Raw genomic sequence first — 17,308 nt, 5'->3', positions numbered from 1 at the left:
GTACAAAACGCCCGATGCGGTGCATCGGGCGTTTGTGCAGCAATAAATACTGTCAACCTATTTTAGGACTGGACACATATTTCAAGCATTGAAAACCGTCGCGAGCGGCAACGCATGTGGCCGGGAAACGGAACCGTGCTATAGCACGGGGCCGCCGAGGCAGTGAGCATCGGCGGCCGCAAAGCGTGCCGCGCAATAGGTTTTTAGAAGTTGTAGCGTGCGCCCAGTGCCAGGCCGGTGGCCTTGTGGCCCTGGTCGGCGCTCTTGCCGAAGTGTTCCACTTCCGCCGTCAGCGAGACTTTCTCGTTGATCGCGTACTGGGCACCGACGGAGGCATACACGCCCGTCTTGTTCTCGCCCGTCACGCCGCTCGACAGGCCCGTGCCGCTCAGGCTATTGTTGACCTTGGCCACGCCCAGCTTGCCGAACACGCCCACCTTGTCGCTCACGGGCATGGTGGCCTTGCCGGCCAGGTAATAGCCGTGCGAGTCGCTTTTCACGGCACCGTTGCCGGCGCCCGTGACATAGCTGTAATCCTTGCTGCCGAAATCGGCGTAGCCGCCCTCGACCGCCCAAGTCTTGTCGAAGTCATAACCGGCAAACACCTTGCCGCCGGCCTTGTAGCCGCTGTGGTTATCGGCGCTGGTGGCGCCAGGAATGTCGAAGTTATAACGGTTGCCGGTAATGCCGGCGCCGACGTAAGCGCCTTCAGCGTGCGCGACGCCCATGCCGGTGAATGCGGTAGCAGTGGCGATCATTGCAAACAGGATTTTCTTCTTCATCATGTTCTCTCTTTCAATTGGTTGACGTGCCAGAATTCGCAGTTCAGCGAAGTGCGATGCGTACACAATAACAGTCGAAAAAAGCTACGTCTTTCTCCATTCCGTAAGAACTGTGACAAGATGTAAATGGGAATTTCAAACTGACAATAAATGAAAGATACGCACCGTTGCGCGAACTTAAGATAGACTTAAGAGAAAATCGAATTTCAGACGAACAGGAGAAGTGCATGCACAAACGCCAGTTTCTCGCCGCCGCCATGACGGCTGCCACCGTGCCGGCCATGGCTCGCGCGGCGCCGCCAGCGCTGCGCGGGCCGGCCCTGCTGACCGTCACGGGCAGCGTAGCCAAGCCGAACCGGGGTCCCTTCGACGCCGTGCGCGACCAGATGATGCACAAGCAAAAGATCAGCTTTGAACGGGCGCGGGCGTTCGACTTCACGGCGCTGACAGCCTTGCCGGCGCACACCATCCGCCCCACCCTGGAATATGACGGCAAGGCGCATGCCTTGCGCGGACCGCTGCTGCTCGACGTGCTGACGGTGGCGGGCGCGCCGCAGGATGATGCCGTGCGCCTGCTGCTGCGCGGCGTGGACGGCTATGCGGCGGCGCTGACCGTGGCGCAGGCGCGCGCCCAACGCTTCATCGTCGCCACCCACCTCGATGGACAGGCAATGGCGCTGGGCGGCCTGGGTCCCCTATGGGCGATCCACGATGCGGACCGCATCGCGGCCGTGGCGGCGCTGCCCCTGGCCGAACGTTTCGCCAGCTGCCCGTGGGCGCTGTATCACATCGGCGTGGAGGCGGGTTGAGCTGTCTTGCAACGCCAGACAAAACCGTAGCGAGCGGCAGTGATTTGTGGCCGAGAAGCGCAGACGTGCTTGAGCATGGTGAGCATCGCCGGCCGCAAAGCGCGACGCGCAGCAGGTTTTGCCAGGCGTTTAGGCGTAGGCTTCCGCCATCGACATAACCCGTGGCGCGATGGTAATGCCGTACTCCTCGAACAGGGCCGTAATGGCCGCCAGGTTCTGCGTGCACTCTTCGGTTTTCCAGCCCTTGAAGATATCGGTGCCGTCTTTCTGGAAATGCAGGTCCAGCACCTTGCCCATATCCTTGTGCAGATAGGGCGAACTGTAGGTGTTCTCGAAGCCAAGCGTCCTCAACTGCCCCAACAGGGCATGCGGCGGATTGTCGGGATCGGTGGCGAGGAAAACGCCGAAGGTCTTGCCGGGCGGCTTGGCCGCGATATCGACTTCATAGATCCCGGGCGCCTTGCTGACAGACGTACTCTTTAAAAATAACATGAAACACTCCCTGCGCGTGATGTCCTGCGCCTGAAAGCGGCAACATGACAGGGGCAATGCGCGATGATTCCCTTCGCCAAATCTTATTGCTAATTGGCATCTTTGTCGACAAATCGGCAATTATATTTGGTAAATCGTGGTTATCTTGTCGTGTCAGACAGCGCATATTGCCAGGAAAGCTAGTTATCATTGCGCCAATACTCGGCCTGCTGCATACTTTTGGCTTGCGTAAAGATCGCCCTGCCCCGTATGCCTGGGCCCGCATCCGCACGTCCCGGCCAGCCTATCCTCGTCCCCATGCGTCTTCTGTCGATCAAGTACCGCCTGCTCATACTCCTGACCCTGATCCTCGGGGCGGGCTTCATGGCCACCAGCCTGGCCAGCTATCTGGCCTCGCGCCAGGCCATCGAACATGGCATCGCCGACCAGACCCTGCCTTTGACGGGCGACAATATCTATTCCGAAATCCAGAAGGACATGCTGCGCCCCGTCTTCATCTCTTCGCTGATGGCGCATGACACCTTCGTGCGCGACTGGATACTCGCCGGCGAAAGCAACCCGGCGCAGATCGTGCGCTACCTGGCCGAAGTGAAGAAGAAATACGGCGCCATCACCAGCTTTCTCGTCTCGGACAAGAGCAGCAAATATTATTACGCGGAAGGCACCTTGAAATCCGTCAGCCCGGAGGCGACGCGCGATATCTGGTACTACCGCGTGCGCGCCATGCAAAACAGCGACTATGAAACCAATGTCGACATCGACATGGCCAACCGCGACAGCATGACCATCTTCATCAACCACCGCGTCTACGATTATGACGGCCAGTTCATCGGCGCCACGGGCATCGGCCTGACCCTCGACACCATGAGCCACATCATCGACCGCTACCAGGCGCGCTTTCACCGCAACATTTATTTTGTCGACGGCGCCGGTGCCCTGGTGCTGGCTGGCAAGACCATGCGCGATGGTCACGCCAACATCCGCAAATTGCCCGGCGTAAACACCATTGCCGACCAGATCATCAATCACCGGAGCGAGCCGACGCACCTGTCCTACCAGCAGGACCGCGCGCAAATCCTCGTCAACTCGCGCTACATTCCCGAACTGGGCTGGTACCTGGTGGTCGAGCAGAACGTCAGCGACGAGGTCAGATCGCTGCAGGGCGTGTTCATCCTGAACCTGGCCATCAGCTTTGGCGTCACCCTGCTGGTGCTCGTACTGACCCTGCTGACGGTGAACCGCTACCAGCGCCGCATCGAGCGCATCGCCTCGACGGATGCGCTGACGGGCTTGATGAACCGCAAATCGCTGGAATTATTGTTCCAGCGCGCCATGTTATTGTCCAAACGCAATGCACAGCCCATGTCGGCCATCCTTTTCGACATCGACTTCTTCAAGCGCGTCAACGATACCCACGGCCATCTGTGGGGCGACAAGGTCATTTGCGGCGTGGCGGACGTGGCGCGCGCCACCGTGCGCGAAAGCGACGTCATCACGCGCTGGGGCGGCGAGGAATACCTGGTACTGCTGAATAACTGCAGCCTGGCGCAAGCCGTGGAAGTGGCGGAAAACCTGCGCGCCGCCGTCGAACGCCACGACTTCGGCTTGCCCGAGCCGCAACTGCCCGTGACGATCAGCCTGGGCGTGGCCGAATACCGGCCGGAGGAAAGCGAATCGGCCTTCTTCTCGCGCGCCGACAGCGCCCTGTATCAGGCGAAACAAGGCGGGCGCAATGGCGTCCACGCCAGCTGACTGATTTATTGCCCGCGCTTGCGCCTGGCCAGGTCCTGCGTGGGCGCCACCAGGGCCCGGTACAGCTCGCCCGTGGCGGCATCCCAGGCTTGCACGGCCTGCAGCTGGCGTTGCACAGTGGCATCGTCACCGCGTGCAATGGGGCCGGACAGCGCTGGCGCCGCGCCCAGGCGGAACACGTTCGCCACCGCTTCCGTCACCAGAGGCTGCGCCAGTTCGCGCGCCACCGGCTCGGGGATGCCGGCCGCCTGGTAGGCGCGCAGGGCGGCATCGAGCACCGTTACCAGGTAATTGCTGGCAAAGACGGCGGCGGCGTGATACAGGGTCTTGGCGGCCGGATCGATGGGCACGGGACGCGCGCCGATGGCATTCAAGGCCGGCGTGAGGAAGGCCAGCGCCAGCGGATCGCCTTCGACGCCGCAAAACGTGCCGTCAAAGGTGGCGGCCACCTGCTGCGGATCGGCAAAGCTGCGGATCGGGTGCGCGCTGGCCACCGATGCACCGGCCTGCGTGGCCGCCAGCAGCACGTTCGAGGCCAGCGCGCCGCTGCAGTGGAACACGATGGCGCCTGCCTGGCGTCCCTCGGCCACCAGCGCCGCGCAGGCCGGGCCGATCTGGTCGTCCGCCACGGCCAGCATGGTGACGTCGGCGCGCCGCAAGGCCGCATAGCCGGCGACGGGGCTGCCGGCGCCCATGAAATCGACGGCCGCCTGCGCCGTCGCCATCGAGCGCGTCAGCACATCCTGCACGGCGATGCCGTCCACGCCGGCGAACAGGCGGCCCAGCACCTTGCCCACGTGGCCGGCGCCGATGATATTCAATGTCACGTTCATGATGATGTTCTAAAAACTCGATCCCGGCTGGCGCAGGAATTCCACCTCTTCCGGGGTGGAGGGGCGGCCGAGGATGGCGTTGCGGTGCGGGAAGCGGCCGAAGCGGGCAATCACTTCCTGGTGCCGCAGCGCATAATCAAGCATGCTCTCGAAACCCGGCTGCGCCTGCGACAGCAGCTGGAACAGCTCGACGGCGCGTGCCTGCATGGCCAGGTCTTCCGCATGTTCGAACGGTAAATACACGAAGGCGCGCAGCATCGGCGGCAGTTGCCGGTCGAGTCCCTGCTGCGTCAAGGCGACGGCCAGCGCCAGCGCCCCGACGTCGCCGGCAAAGGCGCGCGGCGTGCCGCGGTACACATTGCGCGTGAACTGATCGAGCACGATGAGACGCGCCAGCGCGCCGTGCGGCGTCGCATCCCATTCACCCAAGCCGCCGGCTATGGCGGCGTCGATCAGCGCGCCGAAACGCGCGCGTATCTGCGCGTCGAAGGCGTCATCCTTGCGGAACCATTCCACGCGCGACTGGCCATAGCCAGGGTGTTCCGGCGGCAAAAACCAGAAATCGAGTACGTCTTGGGCCTGTGCATCCATGTTCATCCTGTTGGCATCCGGTTAATTGCGGGCATGCGACAGCTGGAAGCCGGCGATGCCGTCGAAGGCGGCCAGTTCGGCCGACATGGCCGACAGGCTGGCGCCCGTGTTCTTGCCGTGCGCGATGGCGACAAAACGCCATTCCTGCATGCCGTCGGTGCTGCCGATGGTCAGCGAGCCGCCCGCGATGTCATAGCCGCGCTTGGCGGCCATGCGCCGCAACGCATCTTCGCGGGGCACGAAATCGCGCTTGAAACGCATGGTGATGGCCACCGCGTGGCGCGACGGCAGCCAGTTTTCCAATTTTGACAGAAAAATCATCGCCATCGCGCACAGGAAGGCCAGGCCCATGGCCGACAGGTAAAAGCCGATGCCGACCATGATGCCGATCACGGACGAGGCCCAGATCGAGGCGGCCGTCGTCAGGCCGCTGATATTGAAGCCCTCGCGCATGATGACGCCGGCGCCGAGAAAGCCCACGCCCGTGACGATGCCCTGGATGACGCGCGTGGGGTCGCTGCCGACGATGGCGCCATGGCCGCCGTACCAGAACTCGGGATAGCCGCCCAGCACCGTCAACGCGGCCGAGGCCATGCAGACCAGGCTGTAGGTGCGCATGCCGGCCGCGCGCCCGTGATACGAGCGCTCATAGCCCACCAGCAAGCCCAGCAACAGCGCACCCAGCAAATTCAGCAGGATCACGCCATTCGTCGCCAGCTCGGCCGGCGACCAGTAGGCGCGCAGGAAGTCGATGGTCGGCATGCTAGGGCTTTTTCGTCAGCTGCTTTTCAAACGCCACATCGAGCTTGCTGACGCGGCGCGCCTTTTGCGGCCCCAGGCCATTGACGAAGGCGACAAAGGCGTCCAGTTCCAGCGGCGGGCACAAAGGCGGCAAGCCGGGGCCTTCCGTGAGGAAGAACAGTTCATCGCCCGTGCGCGCCATCGTGTACAGGCGGTGGCCGCTGCGTTCCTTGAGCCGCTCGATGGCGGACGTGGCGCGGGTCGAGCGCATCAGATGGCTCCCGTGCGCTGTTCCAGCCACGCCAGCGCAGGCGCATCGGCGGGCGCCGCCAGGTGCGGCGCCAGGCGCGCGCGCACGGTGGCGTGGTAGTCGTTGAGCCAGGCCGCCTCGTCGTCGCGCAACAGCGAGCGCTCGACGCAGCGCGTGTCGATCGGGCACAGGGTCAAGGTTTCGAAGCGCAGGAATTCGCCGAATGGCGTCGTCCCCGCCGGCACGTTCAGCACCAGGTTCTCGATGCGGATGCCCCACTGGCCAGGGCGATAAATGCCCGGTTCGATGGAGGTGATCATGCCTATCTCCATGGCCGTCTGCGGCTCCGGCATGGCGGACTGCGAAATCGATTGCGGCCCTTCGTGGACGTTCAGGAAAAAGCCCACGCCATGGCCCGTGCCGTGGCCAAAGTCGATGCCCTCGGCCCACAGGGGCGCGCGGGCGATGGAGTCAAGCATGGGCGACTTCACGCCGCGCGGGAACTGCGCGCGCGACAGCGCAATCATGCTGCGCAAGACGAGGGTGAAATCGCGCCGGTGTTCTGCCGTGATCGTGCCGACGGGAACCACGCGCGTGATGTCCGTGGTGCCGCCCCAGTACTGGCCACCCGAGTCGATCAGCAGCAAGCCGTCGCCTTCGATGGTGGCGGCCGAATCCGCATGCGCGTGGTAATGCATGATGGCGCCATGCGCATTGAAGCCGGCGATGGTGCCGAAACTGGGGCTGACGAAACCGGCGCGGCGCGCGCGGGCGGCCGTCAGGTGCTCATCGACGCCGATTTCCGTCAACGGCGCGCGCTGCGGGTCGGCCAGGGTGCGATCCAACCAGCTGAAAAATTCGCACAGGGCGGCGCCGTCCTGCTCCATGGCCGCGCGCACATGCGCCGCTTCGCTGTCCGTCTTGCGCGACTTGGCCAGTGTGGTGGGGTTGATGGACTCCACCACGCGCACGCCGTCGGCCACGGCCTGGCGCGTGCCGAAGGTGATGCGGCGCGGGTCCAGCAGCAGGGTGGCGCCGGCCGGCAGGGCGGCCAGCGCGGCGGCCGCGCGGTCATACGCGGCCACGTCCACGCCTTCGCTCTCCAGCGTGGCGCGCAGGGCGGCGGGCAGCTTGCCGTCGGCGACGAACAGGGTGGCGCGCTCGGGGCCCACCAGCGCATGGGCGAGGAAGACCGGGTTGTAGTTCACGTCGGCGCCGCGCAGGTTGAACAAATACGCGATATCGTCGAGGGTGGAAATGACGTGGTGGCTGGCGCCGTGCGCCGCCATGCTGGCACGCAGGGCCGCCAGTTTTTCATTACGCGACAGGGCCGGATAGGCGGGTACATGTTCAAACACGGGCGCGCCAGGCATGGCCGGGCGCTGCGGCCACACGGCTTGCAGCACATCGGTATCCGTGCGCAGGGTCACTTGCGCGCCCAGCGCCTGCTGCAGCAGGCGCGCATTGGCCAGACCCAGCACGGCGCCGTCGACGGCCACCGTCTGCCCCGGCTGCATGGTCTCTCCCAGCCAGTCGATATACAGCACGCTGGCACCGGACGGGATTTTCTTCAGGACGATGCCGCTGCCGGCCAGTTCGTCTTCAGCCTGTTCCCAGTAACGGCCATCGGTCCACACGCCGGCAAAATCCTGCGTCACGACCAGGGTGCCGACCGACCCCGTAAAGCCCGACAGCCACTCGCGGCCCTGCCAGCGGGCCGGCAGGTACTCGGACAAATGCGGGTCGGCCGAGGGCACGATGCAGGCGTCGATATGCTGCGCGCGCATGGCGCCGCGCAGCTGCGATAAACGGGAAGCGGGAGTGGATTGGTCTGGTGTCTGCATGGGAGCGAAAATGGAGCGGTGCCGGGAAGTGCCTATGATACCGCGATTAGCAGCCGGGCTGCACTCGCTGCAGCGCCAGCAGCGCCCCGGCCGCGGCCGCGATTTTTTCCAGCAGCGCCTCGTCGTAGGGCAGCCACGGCACGGCGCCCAGCTTGTTCCCCTGTGCTGCCACCACGATCACTGCCTCGGCGCCATCCTTGGTGACCCTGCCGGTGCTCAGGTGGATCGCATGCCCGCCCACCATCAGGTGGCGCGCTTCGAGCGTCATCCGGCCATCCTTGATCAGGTCCGCGAATACCTGTTCCAGCACGGCGCGCCGCATGTCCGCCATCGGCCCCGGTGCCAGGTTGGCCAGGTAAAACAGGCGCTGTTCGCGCTCCACGCTTTGCTCTTCCTCCACCAGCGCCAACGCGCTGGCGCTGACCAGCAGGTCCACCGCGCGGCACGCTTCCGAATATGCCACCGGCGCCATCGGCATCATCTGCGCGGGCGCCAGCCCGTTTGACGTGCAGGCGCCGCCCGCCCCCGGATACACGCGTCCCTGGATGCGCAGCAATACGCGCCAGGCGCCGAACTGGCGCGACAGGCCTTCATCGTAGTCCAGGCGCCAGCCTTCGCGGCGCGCCAGCCCCAGCAAGGTGCGCAGCGACAGCTGGTAGCCTGCAAATGCGGCACTGCCGTCGCCAGGCGCTGCATATATTTCGCGATAAACCTGGCGCAGCGGCTGGCGCAGACGCCGCTGCGCGAGCAGCGCTTGCCAGGCGGCGCGCTCCTCCCCGCTGCCATGCAAGGGGTGCCACAGGCCGATCTCGCCTTGCGCAGGCAAATCCACTGGCTGCCCCTGCGCATCGATGGCGCCTTTCCCGTCGAGCATAAAGGCCAGCCCATCGCCCGTGCGCCAGACCAGCGCGCGCGCCACCGCGTCGATATCGGCATCGTCGCGCAGGGCACGCCATTGGTCCAGGCCAAACCACACCTCGCTGGCGTAGCCGGCCTCCAGGCGTCGCGCCAGCATGGCCTGGCGCCGCTTTCCCATGGGACCCGGCATGCCGATCCTCCAGGCGATATCGGGCCGTTCGGCCAGCGCCCGTTCGGCCGGTTTCAGATTGCGTTCCAGCTTCTTGCGGATGCCGGCATGGCGCACCTGGGCCAGCGCCGCGCGCAGGGCCAGCAGGCTTTCGGGCGTGGGGATGGTTTCCACCGCATGACCCAGCGCCATCGCCAGCGACTGCGACGGCGCGCTCTTGGCCGCGCCGGGCGCCACGCATGCCAAAGGCAGCAGGACGGTGATCACGGGCCTGAACCATGCATCATCGCGATAGGACGCCACCCGCGCGGCACGCGCCAGCACCGGCGAGTCTGCCGTGGCAAAGGCGGCATCGGCCGTATACGGCACGCTGCCATCATGAATGGCGGCGATATGGCGCGCCGCCTGTTCCAGTATCGTACGCGCAAAATCGACATACGCCGCATCGTCGGCCAGCTCTTCGGCGGGGTCCGCCTCGCCTATGCTGTCGCGGTTCCAGTGGCCGCTGTAGCGCGAGCCGGCCAGCGCCAGCAGCGACGTTTTCGCCAGCTGCGGCAGCACGGTAAGTTCCTGCAAGGTCAAGGGCATCGGGTAGCGCGCATGGCGCTCGTCCATCATCTGCCCGAACTGGGTCAGGGCGTCGCCGCCGGCCAGCTGCGCCAGCAGCCAGGCGGCAAAATGCTGTTCGCCCCAGTGCTTCGGTTCATCGAGGACGCGCAGCGCCAGCTGCGCGCTGCCTTCCGGTGGCGTGCCGCGCAGGCAAGCCAGGCAGCCGATTGCGTAGTCCCAGTCGTGCACGCGGGCCGCGTCCAGCGCGTCGAGGAACATGTCGCCTGCCAGCGCCGGTGCCAGGTTCATGCTGCTCGCTTGCTCCAATAGCGCCAGCGCCAGTTCGCGCCGAGCATAATCGTCATGGCCGAAGCGCGCCGCGCGGTGCAGCGCACCCCAGATGGCGCCCAGTTCTTCTGGCGCCCAGTCGCTGAAATCGACCGGCGGCCCCGTAAAGCGCGCATGCTCGACAAAGCCGCCATCGAGGCGGGCGCGCAGCGCCGCGGCGCGAGTGGACTCAGATGGCATCATCGGCCTCGTAGCGGCGCAAGCCTTCCAGATCCAGCACGCGGATGCCGCCGTAATCGAGGCGCAGCAAGCCTTTCTTTTCCAGCACCTGCAAGGCCTGGTTGGCGCGCTGGCGCGAGGAGCCGGACAGCAGGCCGATTTCCTCCTGCGACAGCTGCACCAGGGTTTCCACGCCCGGGTACAAATGCGAATTGAACATCGACGCCAGGCAGCGCGCCACGCGCGTGTTCAGGTCCAGCAGGCGCTCGTTTTCCACCATGCCGATGAACTGTCCCAGGCGCTCGTTCAACTGCATCAGCAAAAAGCGCGTAAATGGCAAACTCGTTTCCAGCAGCCAGTGGAAGGTGGCGCCGGGCAGGCGCGCCACGCGCGTGTCGCGCAAGGCCATGGTGTCGTACTTGCGGATTTCGTTCTTCAGCAGCGAGCCTTCGCCAAACCAGCTGCCGGGCGGCACGCCGATAAAGGTCATGGCCTTGCCGGATGCGGAAAAATTATTCATCTTGACCATGCCGCTGATGACGCCGATCCAGTTGTCCACCGGCTCGCCCTTGCGGCAGACAAAACCGCCTTTCGGCACGAAGGTTTCAAACACATCCGCCTCCACCCGGGCCAGTTGAACGGGATCGAGCAGCTGCGCCCAGTTTGCCGCGCGCACGGCATCCTTGAGACTGATATCAGGGTTGGTCATTGTGCGATGCACCATCGAAAAGTGGGTAAATGTCCCCGAAAAGACAACTCGGCAAACTAACGCAAGCTACTATCATTACACAAACGCAGCACACATAAAAAACACAGAGCGCCACACGACGAGGTGGCGCCTGAGACACGCAACAGGGAGACACTGGTGCATACAACGACCACGGCAGCAATGCCAACTTTTCCGCGGCGCTTATTGCAACACGGAGCAATCCGCGCTGACAAGCCCGCATTTCGCGAAAAACACCTGGGCATCTGGCAAACCTGGAGCTGGTCCCAGGTCAATGACGAGGTACGTGCGCTGGCCTGCGGTCTGGCGGCCATCGGTTTCCAGCGCGGCATGAACCTGGCCATCATCGGCGACAACCGCCCGCGCCTGTACTGGGCCATGCTGGCCGCGCAAAGCCTGGGCGGCGTGCCGGTGCCACTGTACCAGGATGCGCCGGCCGCCGACATGGCCTATGTGCTGCAGGATGCGGAAATCCATTACGCCATCGTCGAAGACCAGGAACAGGTCGACAAGCTGCTCGAACTCAAGGCGCTGTACCCGCACATCACCCACATCGCCTATGACGATGAACGCGGCATGCGCCACTACCGCCAGCCGGAGCTGATTTCCTTCGCCGGCCTGCAGGCGCTGGGCCGGGTCTACGATCGCGAACATCCGGGCTTTTTCGACGCTTCCGTGGAGCTGGGTAACGGTCAGGATTCGGCCGTCATGCTGTACACCTCGGGCACCACCGGCAAGCCGAAAGGCGTGTGCCAAAGCCACGCCGCACTGCTGGCCGCAGGCGTTGGCTGCGTCGCCTTCGACAAGCTCACGGACGATGAAGACATCCTCTCCTACCTGCCCATGGCGTGGGTCGGCGACTGCCTGTTCTCGCTGGCACAGGCCATGGTGGCAGGCTTCACCGTCAACTGCCCCGAGTCGGGCGATACGGTGATGATCGACATGCGCGAAATCGGCCCCACCTGCTATTTTGCCCCTCCGCGCGTGTTCGAGAACATGCTCACCAGCGTGATGATACGCATGGAAGATGCGAGCAGCATCAAGCGCCACATGTTCAGGCATTTCATGGACGTCGCCAAACGCTGCGGCGCGCAGATTCTGGATGGCAAGCCGGTTTCGCTGGCTGACCGTCTCAGCTACAAGCTGGGCGACCTGCTGGTCTACGGTCCCCTGAAAAACGTGCTCGGACTGTCGCGCGTGCGCGTCGCCTATACGGCCGGCGCCGCCATCGGCCCCGACCTGTTCCGCTTCTACCGCTCCATCGGCGTCAACCTCAAGCAGCTGTATGGCTCCACCGAAACGTGCGCCTACGTATGTCTGCAACCGGATGGCAATATCAAGTTCGACAGCGTAGGCTTGCCGGCGCCGGGCGTGGAAGTCAAGCTGGCGCACAACGGCGAAGTGCTGGTCAAGTCGCCGGCCACCATGAGCGGCTACTTCAAGCGTCCCGATGCGACAGCCGAAGTGATCGACGACGACGGCTATTTCCATACGGGCGACGCGGGCGTGTTCGACAGCGAAGGCCACCTGAAAATCATCGACCGCGCGGCCGACGTGGGCAAGATGAATTGCGGTGCCATCTTCGCCCCCAACTACATCGAGAACAAGCTCAAGTTTTTCCCCTTCATCAAGGAGGTGGTGGCTTTCGGCCATGCGCGCGACCAGGTCTGTGCCTTCATCAATATCGACATCGAAGCAGTGGGCAACTGGTCCGAGCGGCGCGGCATCGCCTATTCCGGCTACACCGACCTGGCGGCCCGCACCGAGACATATGGCCTGATTCGCGACTGCATCGAGCAAATGAACGCGGAACTGGCGGCCGACCCCTTGATGGAACGCACGCAGGTACACCGCTTCCTGGTGCTGCACAAGGAACTCGATCCGGACGACGACGAACTGACCCGCACGCGCAAGGTGCGCCGCAAGTTCATCGCCGAAAAATACGCGGTGCTCATTGCCGCCCTGTATGAGGGCAAGGCAACGCAATACATCGAGACCCAGGTGAAGTTCGAGGATGGCCGCATCGGTTCGACCAGCGCCGACCTGCAGATCTGGGACAGCAAAACGTATCCGGCCCTGGGCCTGGCTGCATGATGGAGCACAGCACGATGCAAATGAACGAACCCGACGCCCATTTCGGCACGGCCCGCAAGACCGGTCCCGTGATCCTCGACCTGAAGAACATCTCGCTGTCGTTCGGCGGCGTGAAGGCGCTGACCGATATCTCCTTCGACGTCAGGCAGCATGAAATCCGTGCCATCATCGGCCCGAACGGCGCCGGCAAAAGTTCGATGCTCAACGTGATCAACGGCGTGTACCGTCCGCAGCAGGGCGAGATCATCTACCGGGGCGAACACCGGCGCGGCATGGATTGCTATGCGGCCGCCAAGTCCGGCATTGCGCGCACCTTCCAGAACATCGCCCTGTTCAAGGGCATGACGGTGCTGGACAACATCATGACGGGGCGTAACCTGAAAATGAAGTCGAATTTCCTCTTGCAAGCCCTGTACTGGGGCCCGGCGCGGCGCGAGGAAATCGAGCACCGCAAGAAGGCCGAAGAAATCATCGACTTCCTGGAAATCCAGGCCATCCGCAAGACGCCCGTGGGACGCCTGCCCTACGGCCTGCAAAAGCGCGTGGAACTGGGCCGCGCGCTGGTGGCCGAACCGGAAATTTTGCTGCTGGACGAGCCGATGGCCGGCATGAACGTGGAGGAAAAACAGGACATGTGCCGCTTCATCCTCGACGTCAACGACCAGCTGGGCACGACCATCGTGCTGATCGAGCACGACATGGGCGTGGTGATGGATATCTGCGACCGCGTGGTAGTGCTCGACTACGGCAAGAAAATCGGCGATGGCACGCCCGACGAGGTGCGCAGCAATCAGGATGTCATCAACGCGTATTTGGGTGTCGCGCACTAGCACCAGACAAGGAACAGCAATGAATATCAATTTTTTCTTTGAAGTGCTGATCGGCGGCCTGCTGTCGGGCGTCATGTATGCGCTGGTGGCGATCGGCTTCGTCCTGATCTACAAGGCCTCGGGCGTGTTCAACTTCGCGCAGGGCGCGATGGTGTTCTTCGCCGCCCTGACCTGCGTCGGCATCATGGACAAGTTCGGCCTGTCGCTGTGGCTGGCCATCCCGCTGACGATGCTCACCATGATAGTCCTGGGCATGGCGATTGAAAGGGTGGTCTTGCGCCCGCTCGTCAACCAGCCCGAAATCACCCTCTTCATGGCCACCATCGGCCTGACCTTTTTCATCGAGGGCCTGGCGCAGCTGATGTGGGGTTCGCAGGTGCACAAGCTGGACCTGCCGATCGAGGACGTGCCGATGCAGTTCCTGATGGACCACTTCGACATCAACATTTCGCAATTCGACATGGTGGCTGCCGGCGTCTGCGCGGTGCTGGTCATTTGCCTGGCCCTGCTGTTCTCGAAAACCAAGGTAGGCCGCGCCCTGCGCGCCGTCGCCGACGACCACCAGGCGGCGCTTGCCGTGGGTATCCCTTTGCAGCGCATCTGGGCCGTGGTCTGGGGCGTGGCGGGCCTGGTGGCCCTGGTGGCAGGCTTGCTGTGGGGCGCCCGCAACGGCGTGCAGTTCGCCCTCACCTTCGTCGCCCTCAAAGCCTTGCCGGTGCTGATCCTCGGCGGCTTTACCTCGGTGCCGGGCGCCATCGTCGGCGGCCTGATCATCGGCGCCTCTGAAAAACTGGCCGAAGTCTATATCGGCCCCATGGTCGGCGGCGGCATCGAAGGCTGGTTCCCGTATGTGCTGGCCCTGCTGTTCCTGCTGGTGCGCCCGGAAGGCCTGTTCGGCGAGAAGATCATCCGGCGGATCTGATGACGCACACCATGCACACCACGCACAACGCTACCGCTCCATCACAAAGGACACGCCATGATTTACCGTGAAGCAGGACAATTCAAGACCAGCTACCAGGCCGACAACCAGATCTTCCCGATCCGGCAAGACCGCCTGGCGCTGACGGGCACGCTGCTAGCCGCCGTCTTCCTCCTGCCGTATTTCGCCTCGCCCTATCTGCTGTCGGCGATCATGATTCCCTTCCTGATCTTCGCCCTGGCCGCGCTGGGACTGAACATCCTGACCGGTTACGCGGGCCAGCTGTCGCTGGGCACGGCCGCCTTCATGGCCGTCGGTGCCTTCGCCTCATACAACTTCATGGCGCGCCTGCCTGGCCTGCCGCTGCTGGTGTCCTTCATCCTGGGCGGCCTGTGCGCGGCCACGGTGGGCATCGCCTTCGGCCTGCCCTCCTTGCGCATCCGCGGCTTCTACCTGGCAGCCTCCACGCTGGCGACGCAGTTCTTCGTTGTCTGGTGCCTGACCAAGATCCCGTATCTGACCAACTACAGTTCCTCGGGCGTGATCACGGTACAGAAAATGAGCATCCTCGGCTACCAGTTCGACACGCCACAAAGCAAATACCTGCTGGTGCTGGCCATCGTCGCCGGCATGGCGTTGCTGGCCAAGAACATGATCCGCTCAAACGTGGGCCGTTCATGGATGGCCGTGCGCGACATGGACATGGCGGCAGAAGTGATCGGTTTCAGATTGATGCGCACCAAGCTGCTGGCGTTCGCCGTCAGCTCGTTTTACTGCGGCGTGGCCGGCGCGCTGTATGCGTACGCCTACCTGGGCACGGTAGAACCGGAAGCGTACAACCTGGACCTGTCCTTCCGCATCCTGTTCATGATCATCATTGGCGGCGTCGGTTCGATTTTAGGCTCCTTTCTGGGCGCGGCCTTCATCGTGCTGCTGCCCGTCTTCCTGAACACCATCGCGCATGGCCTGGCGCTGCCCACCAGCGTGGCCTCGAACCTGGAACTGATGGTGTTCGGCGCGCTGATCATCTTCTTCCTGATCGTCGAACCACACGGCCTGGCCAGGCTGTGGCAGATCGCCAAGGAAAAGCTCAGGTTGTGGCCTTTCCCGCACTAGGAATTTGTACCTTGCAGTCAGATGTCGGTTCTGTTGAAAACCAAATAAAACAAGAGGAGACACAATGAAACACATCAAATCGCTCATGCTGGCCGCCGCCATCGCCAGTGCCGCACTTACCATGGCCGGCAGTGCGCAGGCGCAGGACAAGGAACAGTACATCGCCCTGCCGTCCTACCGCGTGGGTCCATACGCGGCCGGCGGCTCCGGCTTCTACGGCGGCATCATCGACTACTTCAACCTGGTCAACCAGGCCGGCGGCGTCAATGGCGTCAAGATCAGCTGGGAGGAATGCGAAACCGAATACAACCCGTCGCGCGGCGTCGAATGCTATGAACGCCTGAAAACCAAGCAGGGCGGCGCCACCCTGGTCGAAACCCTGTCCACGGGCGTCGCCTACGGCATCCTCGACCGCGTGGCGCAGGACAAGATCCCGATGACGATGATCGGCTACGGCCGCTCGGATGCCGCCAACGGCAAGGTCTTCCCCTACGTGTATCCGCTGATCTCCAGCTACTGGAGCCAGGCCGCCGCCATGATCAAGTATTTGGGCGACAAGGATGGCGGCATGGACAAGCTGAAAGGCAAGAAGATCGTCCACCTGTACCACGATTCGGCCTTCGGCAAGGAGCCGCTGCCCGTGCTCGAAGCGCTGTCGAAACAGTACGGCTTCGAGCTGATCAAGATTCCCGTCGCGCCGCCCGGCAGCGAACAGCAATCGCAATGGCTGCAGATCCGCCAGGCCAAGCCGGACCACGTGATCCTGTGGGGCTGGGGCGTGATGAACTCCGTCGCCATCAAGACGGCGCAACGCAACGGCTTCCCGCGCGACAAGATGCTGGGCGTCTGGTGGGCCGGCTCCGAGGAAGACACGATTCCATCGGGCGACGCGGCCAAGGGTTACACGGCGATGACGTTCAATACGCCGGGCAATTACCCCGTGCTCGACGACATCCGCAAGAAACTCTACGCCTCCGGCAAGGGCAATCTGTCCGACCAGTCGCGCATCGGCTCCGTCTACCACATGCGCGGCGTGACGGCCGGCATCCTGTGGGTGGAAGCGATCCGCACGGCGCAGGAAAAATTCGGCAAGGGCAAGCCGATCACGGGCGAGCAGATGCGCTGGGGCCTGGAAAACCTGAACGTCGACGATGCGCGCCAGAAGGCCGTGGGCGCGCTGGGCATGTTCCCCACCGTGAAAACCAGCTGCGACGACCATGAAGGCTCGGGCGCCGTGAAAGTACAGCAGTGGGATGGCAAGAAATGGACCGCCATCACGCCGAAATGGATCGTCGGCGACAAGGCCCTGGTGCGCAAGCTGGTCGAGGAATCGTCAGGCAAGTACGCGGAAGAGAAAAAGATCACGCCGGCGTGCATGAAGTAAGCCACTGGAACCGGATCGGTGCCGACGCGCCGGTCCCGTGTTTAACATTTTAAAGAAG

General features: G+C 63.7%; 16 protein-coding genes. 7 read left to right on the top strand and 9 right to left on the bottom strand.

What is annotated here, in order from left to right:
* Positions 1–203: 203 nt before the first annotated feature.
* Positions 204–785 carry a porin family protein gene (locus AC07VI_RS25760; RefSeq protein ID WP_086144372.1) on the bottom strand — a complete coding sequence of 194 codons (582 nt, stop codon included), beginning with the start codon at positions 783–785 and terminating at the stop codon, positions 204–206.
* Between the two features lie 224 nt (positions 786–1,009).
* Between AC07VI_RS25760 and AC07VI_RS25755 the strand changes: the two genes are divergently transcribed.
* On the top strand, positions 1,010–1,591 hold the full coding sequence (locus AC07VI_RS25755) for a molybdopterin-dependent oxidoreductase (protein WP_492992089.1): 582 nt from the start codon (positions 1,010–1,012) through the stop codon (positions 1,589–1,591).
* Between the two features lie 129 nt (positions 1,592–1,720).
* Here the strand turns inward: AC07VI_RS25755 and AC07VI_RS25750 are convergent, their stop codons facing one another.
* The gene (locus AC07VI_RS25750; protein ID WP_086144370.1) at positions 1,721–2,083 is read right to left on the bottom strand and encodes an LOTUS domain-containing protein; all 363 of its coding nucleotides are present in this window, start codon (positions 2,081–2,083) and stop codon (positions 1,721–1,723) included.
* A gap of 249 nt (positions 2,084–2,332) precedes the next feature.
* Here AC07VI_RS25750 and AC07VI_RS25745 point away from each other — a divergent pair, with 249 nt between their 5' ends.
* A complete protein-coding gene (locus AC07VI_RS25745; protein WP_226936142.1) occupies positions 2,333–3,835 on the top strand; it encodes a sensor domain-containing diguanylate cyclase in 1,503 nt (500 codons plus the stop codon).
* 5 nt (positions 3,836–3,840) lie between these two features.
* On the opposite strand, the gene AC07VI_RS25740 is transcribed toward AC07VI_RS25745, so the two are convergent.
* The 7 genes from AC07VI_RS25740 to AC07VI_RS25710 are packed head-to-tail and all read right to left on the bottom strand — an operon-like array spanning position 3,841 to position 10,886.
* Complete coding sequence (locus AC07VI_RS25740; protein WP_086144368.1) at positions 3,841–4,668, bottom strand: Rossmann-like and DUF2520 domain-containing protein; 828 nt, start codon at positions 4,666–4,668, stop codon at positions 3,841–3,843.
* A gap of 9 nt (positions 4,669–4,677) precedes the next feature.
* Positions 4,678–5,265 (bottom strand): DUF924 family protein, encoded by a 588-nt coding sequence (locus AC07VI_RS25735; protein ID WP_492992086.1) that lies wholly within the window; start codon positions 5,263–5,265, stop codon positions 4,678–4,680.
* Positions 5,266–5,280: 15 nt separating this feature from the next.
* Complete coding sequence (locus tag AC07VI_RS25730) at positions 5,281–6,021, bottom strand: MgtC/SapB family protein (RefSeq protein ID WP_086144366.1); 741 nt, start codon at positions 6,019–6,021, stop codon at positions 5,281–5,283.
* A gap of 1 nt (position 6,022) precedes the next feature.
* Entirely contained in the window at positions 6,023–6,271 is a 249-nt protein-coding gene (locus AC07VI_RS25725; RefSeq protein WP_086144365.1) for a hypothetical protein, read from the bottom strand.
* On the bottom strand, positions 6,271–8,094 hold the full coding sequence (locus tag AC07VI_RS25720) for an aminopeptidase P family protein (protein WP_492992083.1): 1,824 nt from the start codon (positions 8,092–8,094) through the stop codon (positions 6,271–6,273). Before AC07VI_RS25720 ends, AC07VI_RS25725 begins: the two co-directional genes overlap by 1 nt.
* 46 nt (positions 8,095–8,140) lie before the next feature.
* Positions 8,141–10,201: a DUF4132 domain-containing protein gene (locus AC07VI_RS25715; protein ID WP_492992081.1), complete on the bottom strand. Its 2,061-nt coding sequence runs from the start codon at positions 10,199–10,201 to the stop codon at positions 8,141–8,143.
* The gene (locus AC07VI_RS25710; RefSeq protein WP_086144362.1) at positions 10,188–10,886 is read right to left on the bottom strand and encodes a Crp/Fnr family transcriptional regulator; all 699 of its coding nucleotides are present in this window, start codon (positions 10,884–10,886) and stop codon (positions 10,188–10,190) included. Before AC07VI_RS25710 ends, AC07VI_RS25715 begins: the two co-directional genes overlap by 14 nt.
* 180 nt (positions 10,887–11,066) lie before the next feature.
* Between AC07VI_RS25710 and AC07VI_RS25705 the strand changes: the two genes are divergently transcribed.
* From AC07VI_RS25705 to AC07VI_RS25685, 5 genes are all read left to right on the top strand, one after another.
* Entirely contained in the window at positions 11,067–12,998 is a 1,932-nt protein-coding gene (locus AC07VI_RS25705) for an AMP-binding protein (protein ID WP_086144361.1), read from the top strand.
* A gap of 14 nt (positions 12,999–13,012) precedes the next feature.
* Positions 13,013–13,828: an ABC transporter ATP-binding protein gene (locus AC07VI_RS25700; RefSeq protein ID WP_226936144.1), complete on the top strand. Its 816-nt coding sequence runs from the start codon at positions 13,013–13,015 to the stop codon at positions 13,826–13,828.
* A 25-nt stretch (positions 13,829–13,853) separates the two neighbouring features.
* The gene (locus AC07VI_RS25695) at positions 13,854–14,750 is read left to right on the top strand and encodes a branched-chain amino acid ABC transporter permease (protein ID WP_212592262.1); all 897 of its coding nucleotides are present in this window, start codon (positions 13,854–13,856) and stop codon (positions 14,748–14,750) included.
* 57 nt (positions 14,751–14,807) lie between these two features.
* Positions 14,808–15,866 carry a branched-chain amino acid ABC transporter permease gene (locus tag AC07VI_RS25690; protein ID WP_492992078.1) on the top strand — a complete coding sequence of 353 codons (1,059 nt, stop codon included), beginning with the start codon at positions 14,808–14,810 and terminating at the stop codon, positions 15,864–15,866.
* 64 nt (positions 15,867–15,930) lie between these two features.
* Positions 15,931–17,250: an ABC transporter substrate-binding protein gene (locus AC07VI_RS25685; RefSeq protein ID WP_086144358.1), complete on the top strand. Its 1,320-nt coding sequence runs from the start codon at positions 15,931–15,933 to the stop codon at positions 17,248–17,250.
* Positions 17,251–17,308 lie beyond the last annotated feature (58 nt).

The organism is Janthinobacterium sp. GW821-FHT03A03 (genome assembly GCF_059421435.1).
This window is presented reverse-complemented; position numbering and strand designations above follow the sequence as displayed.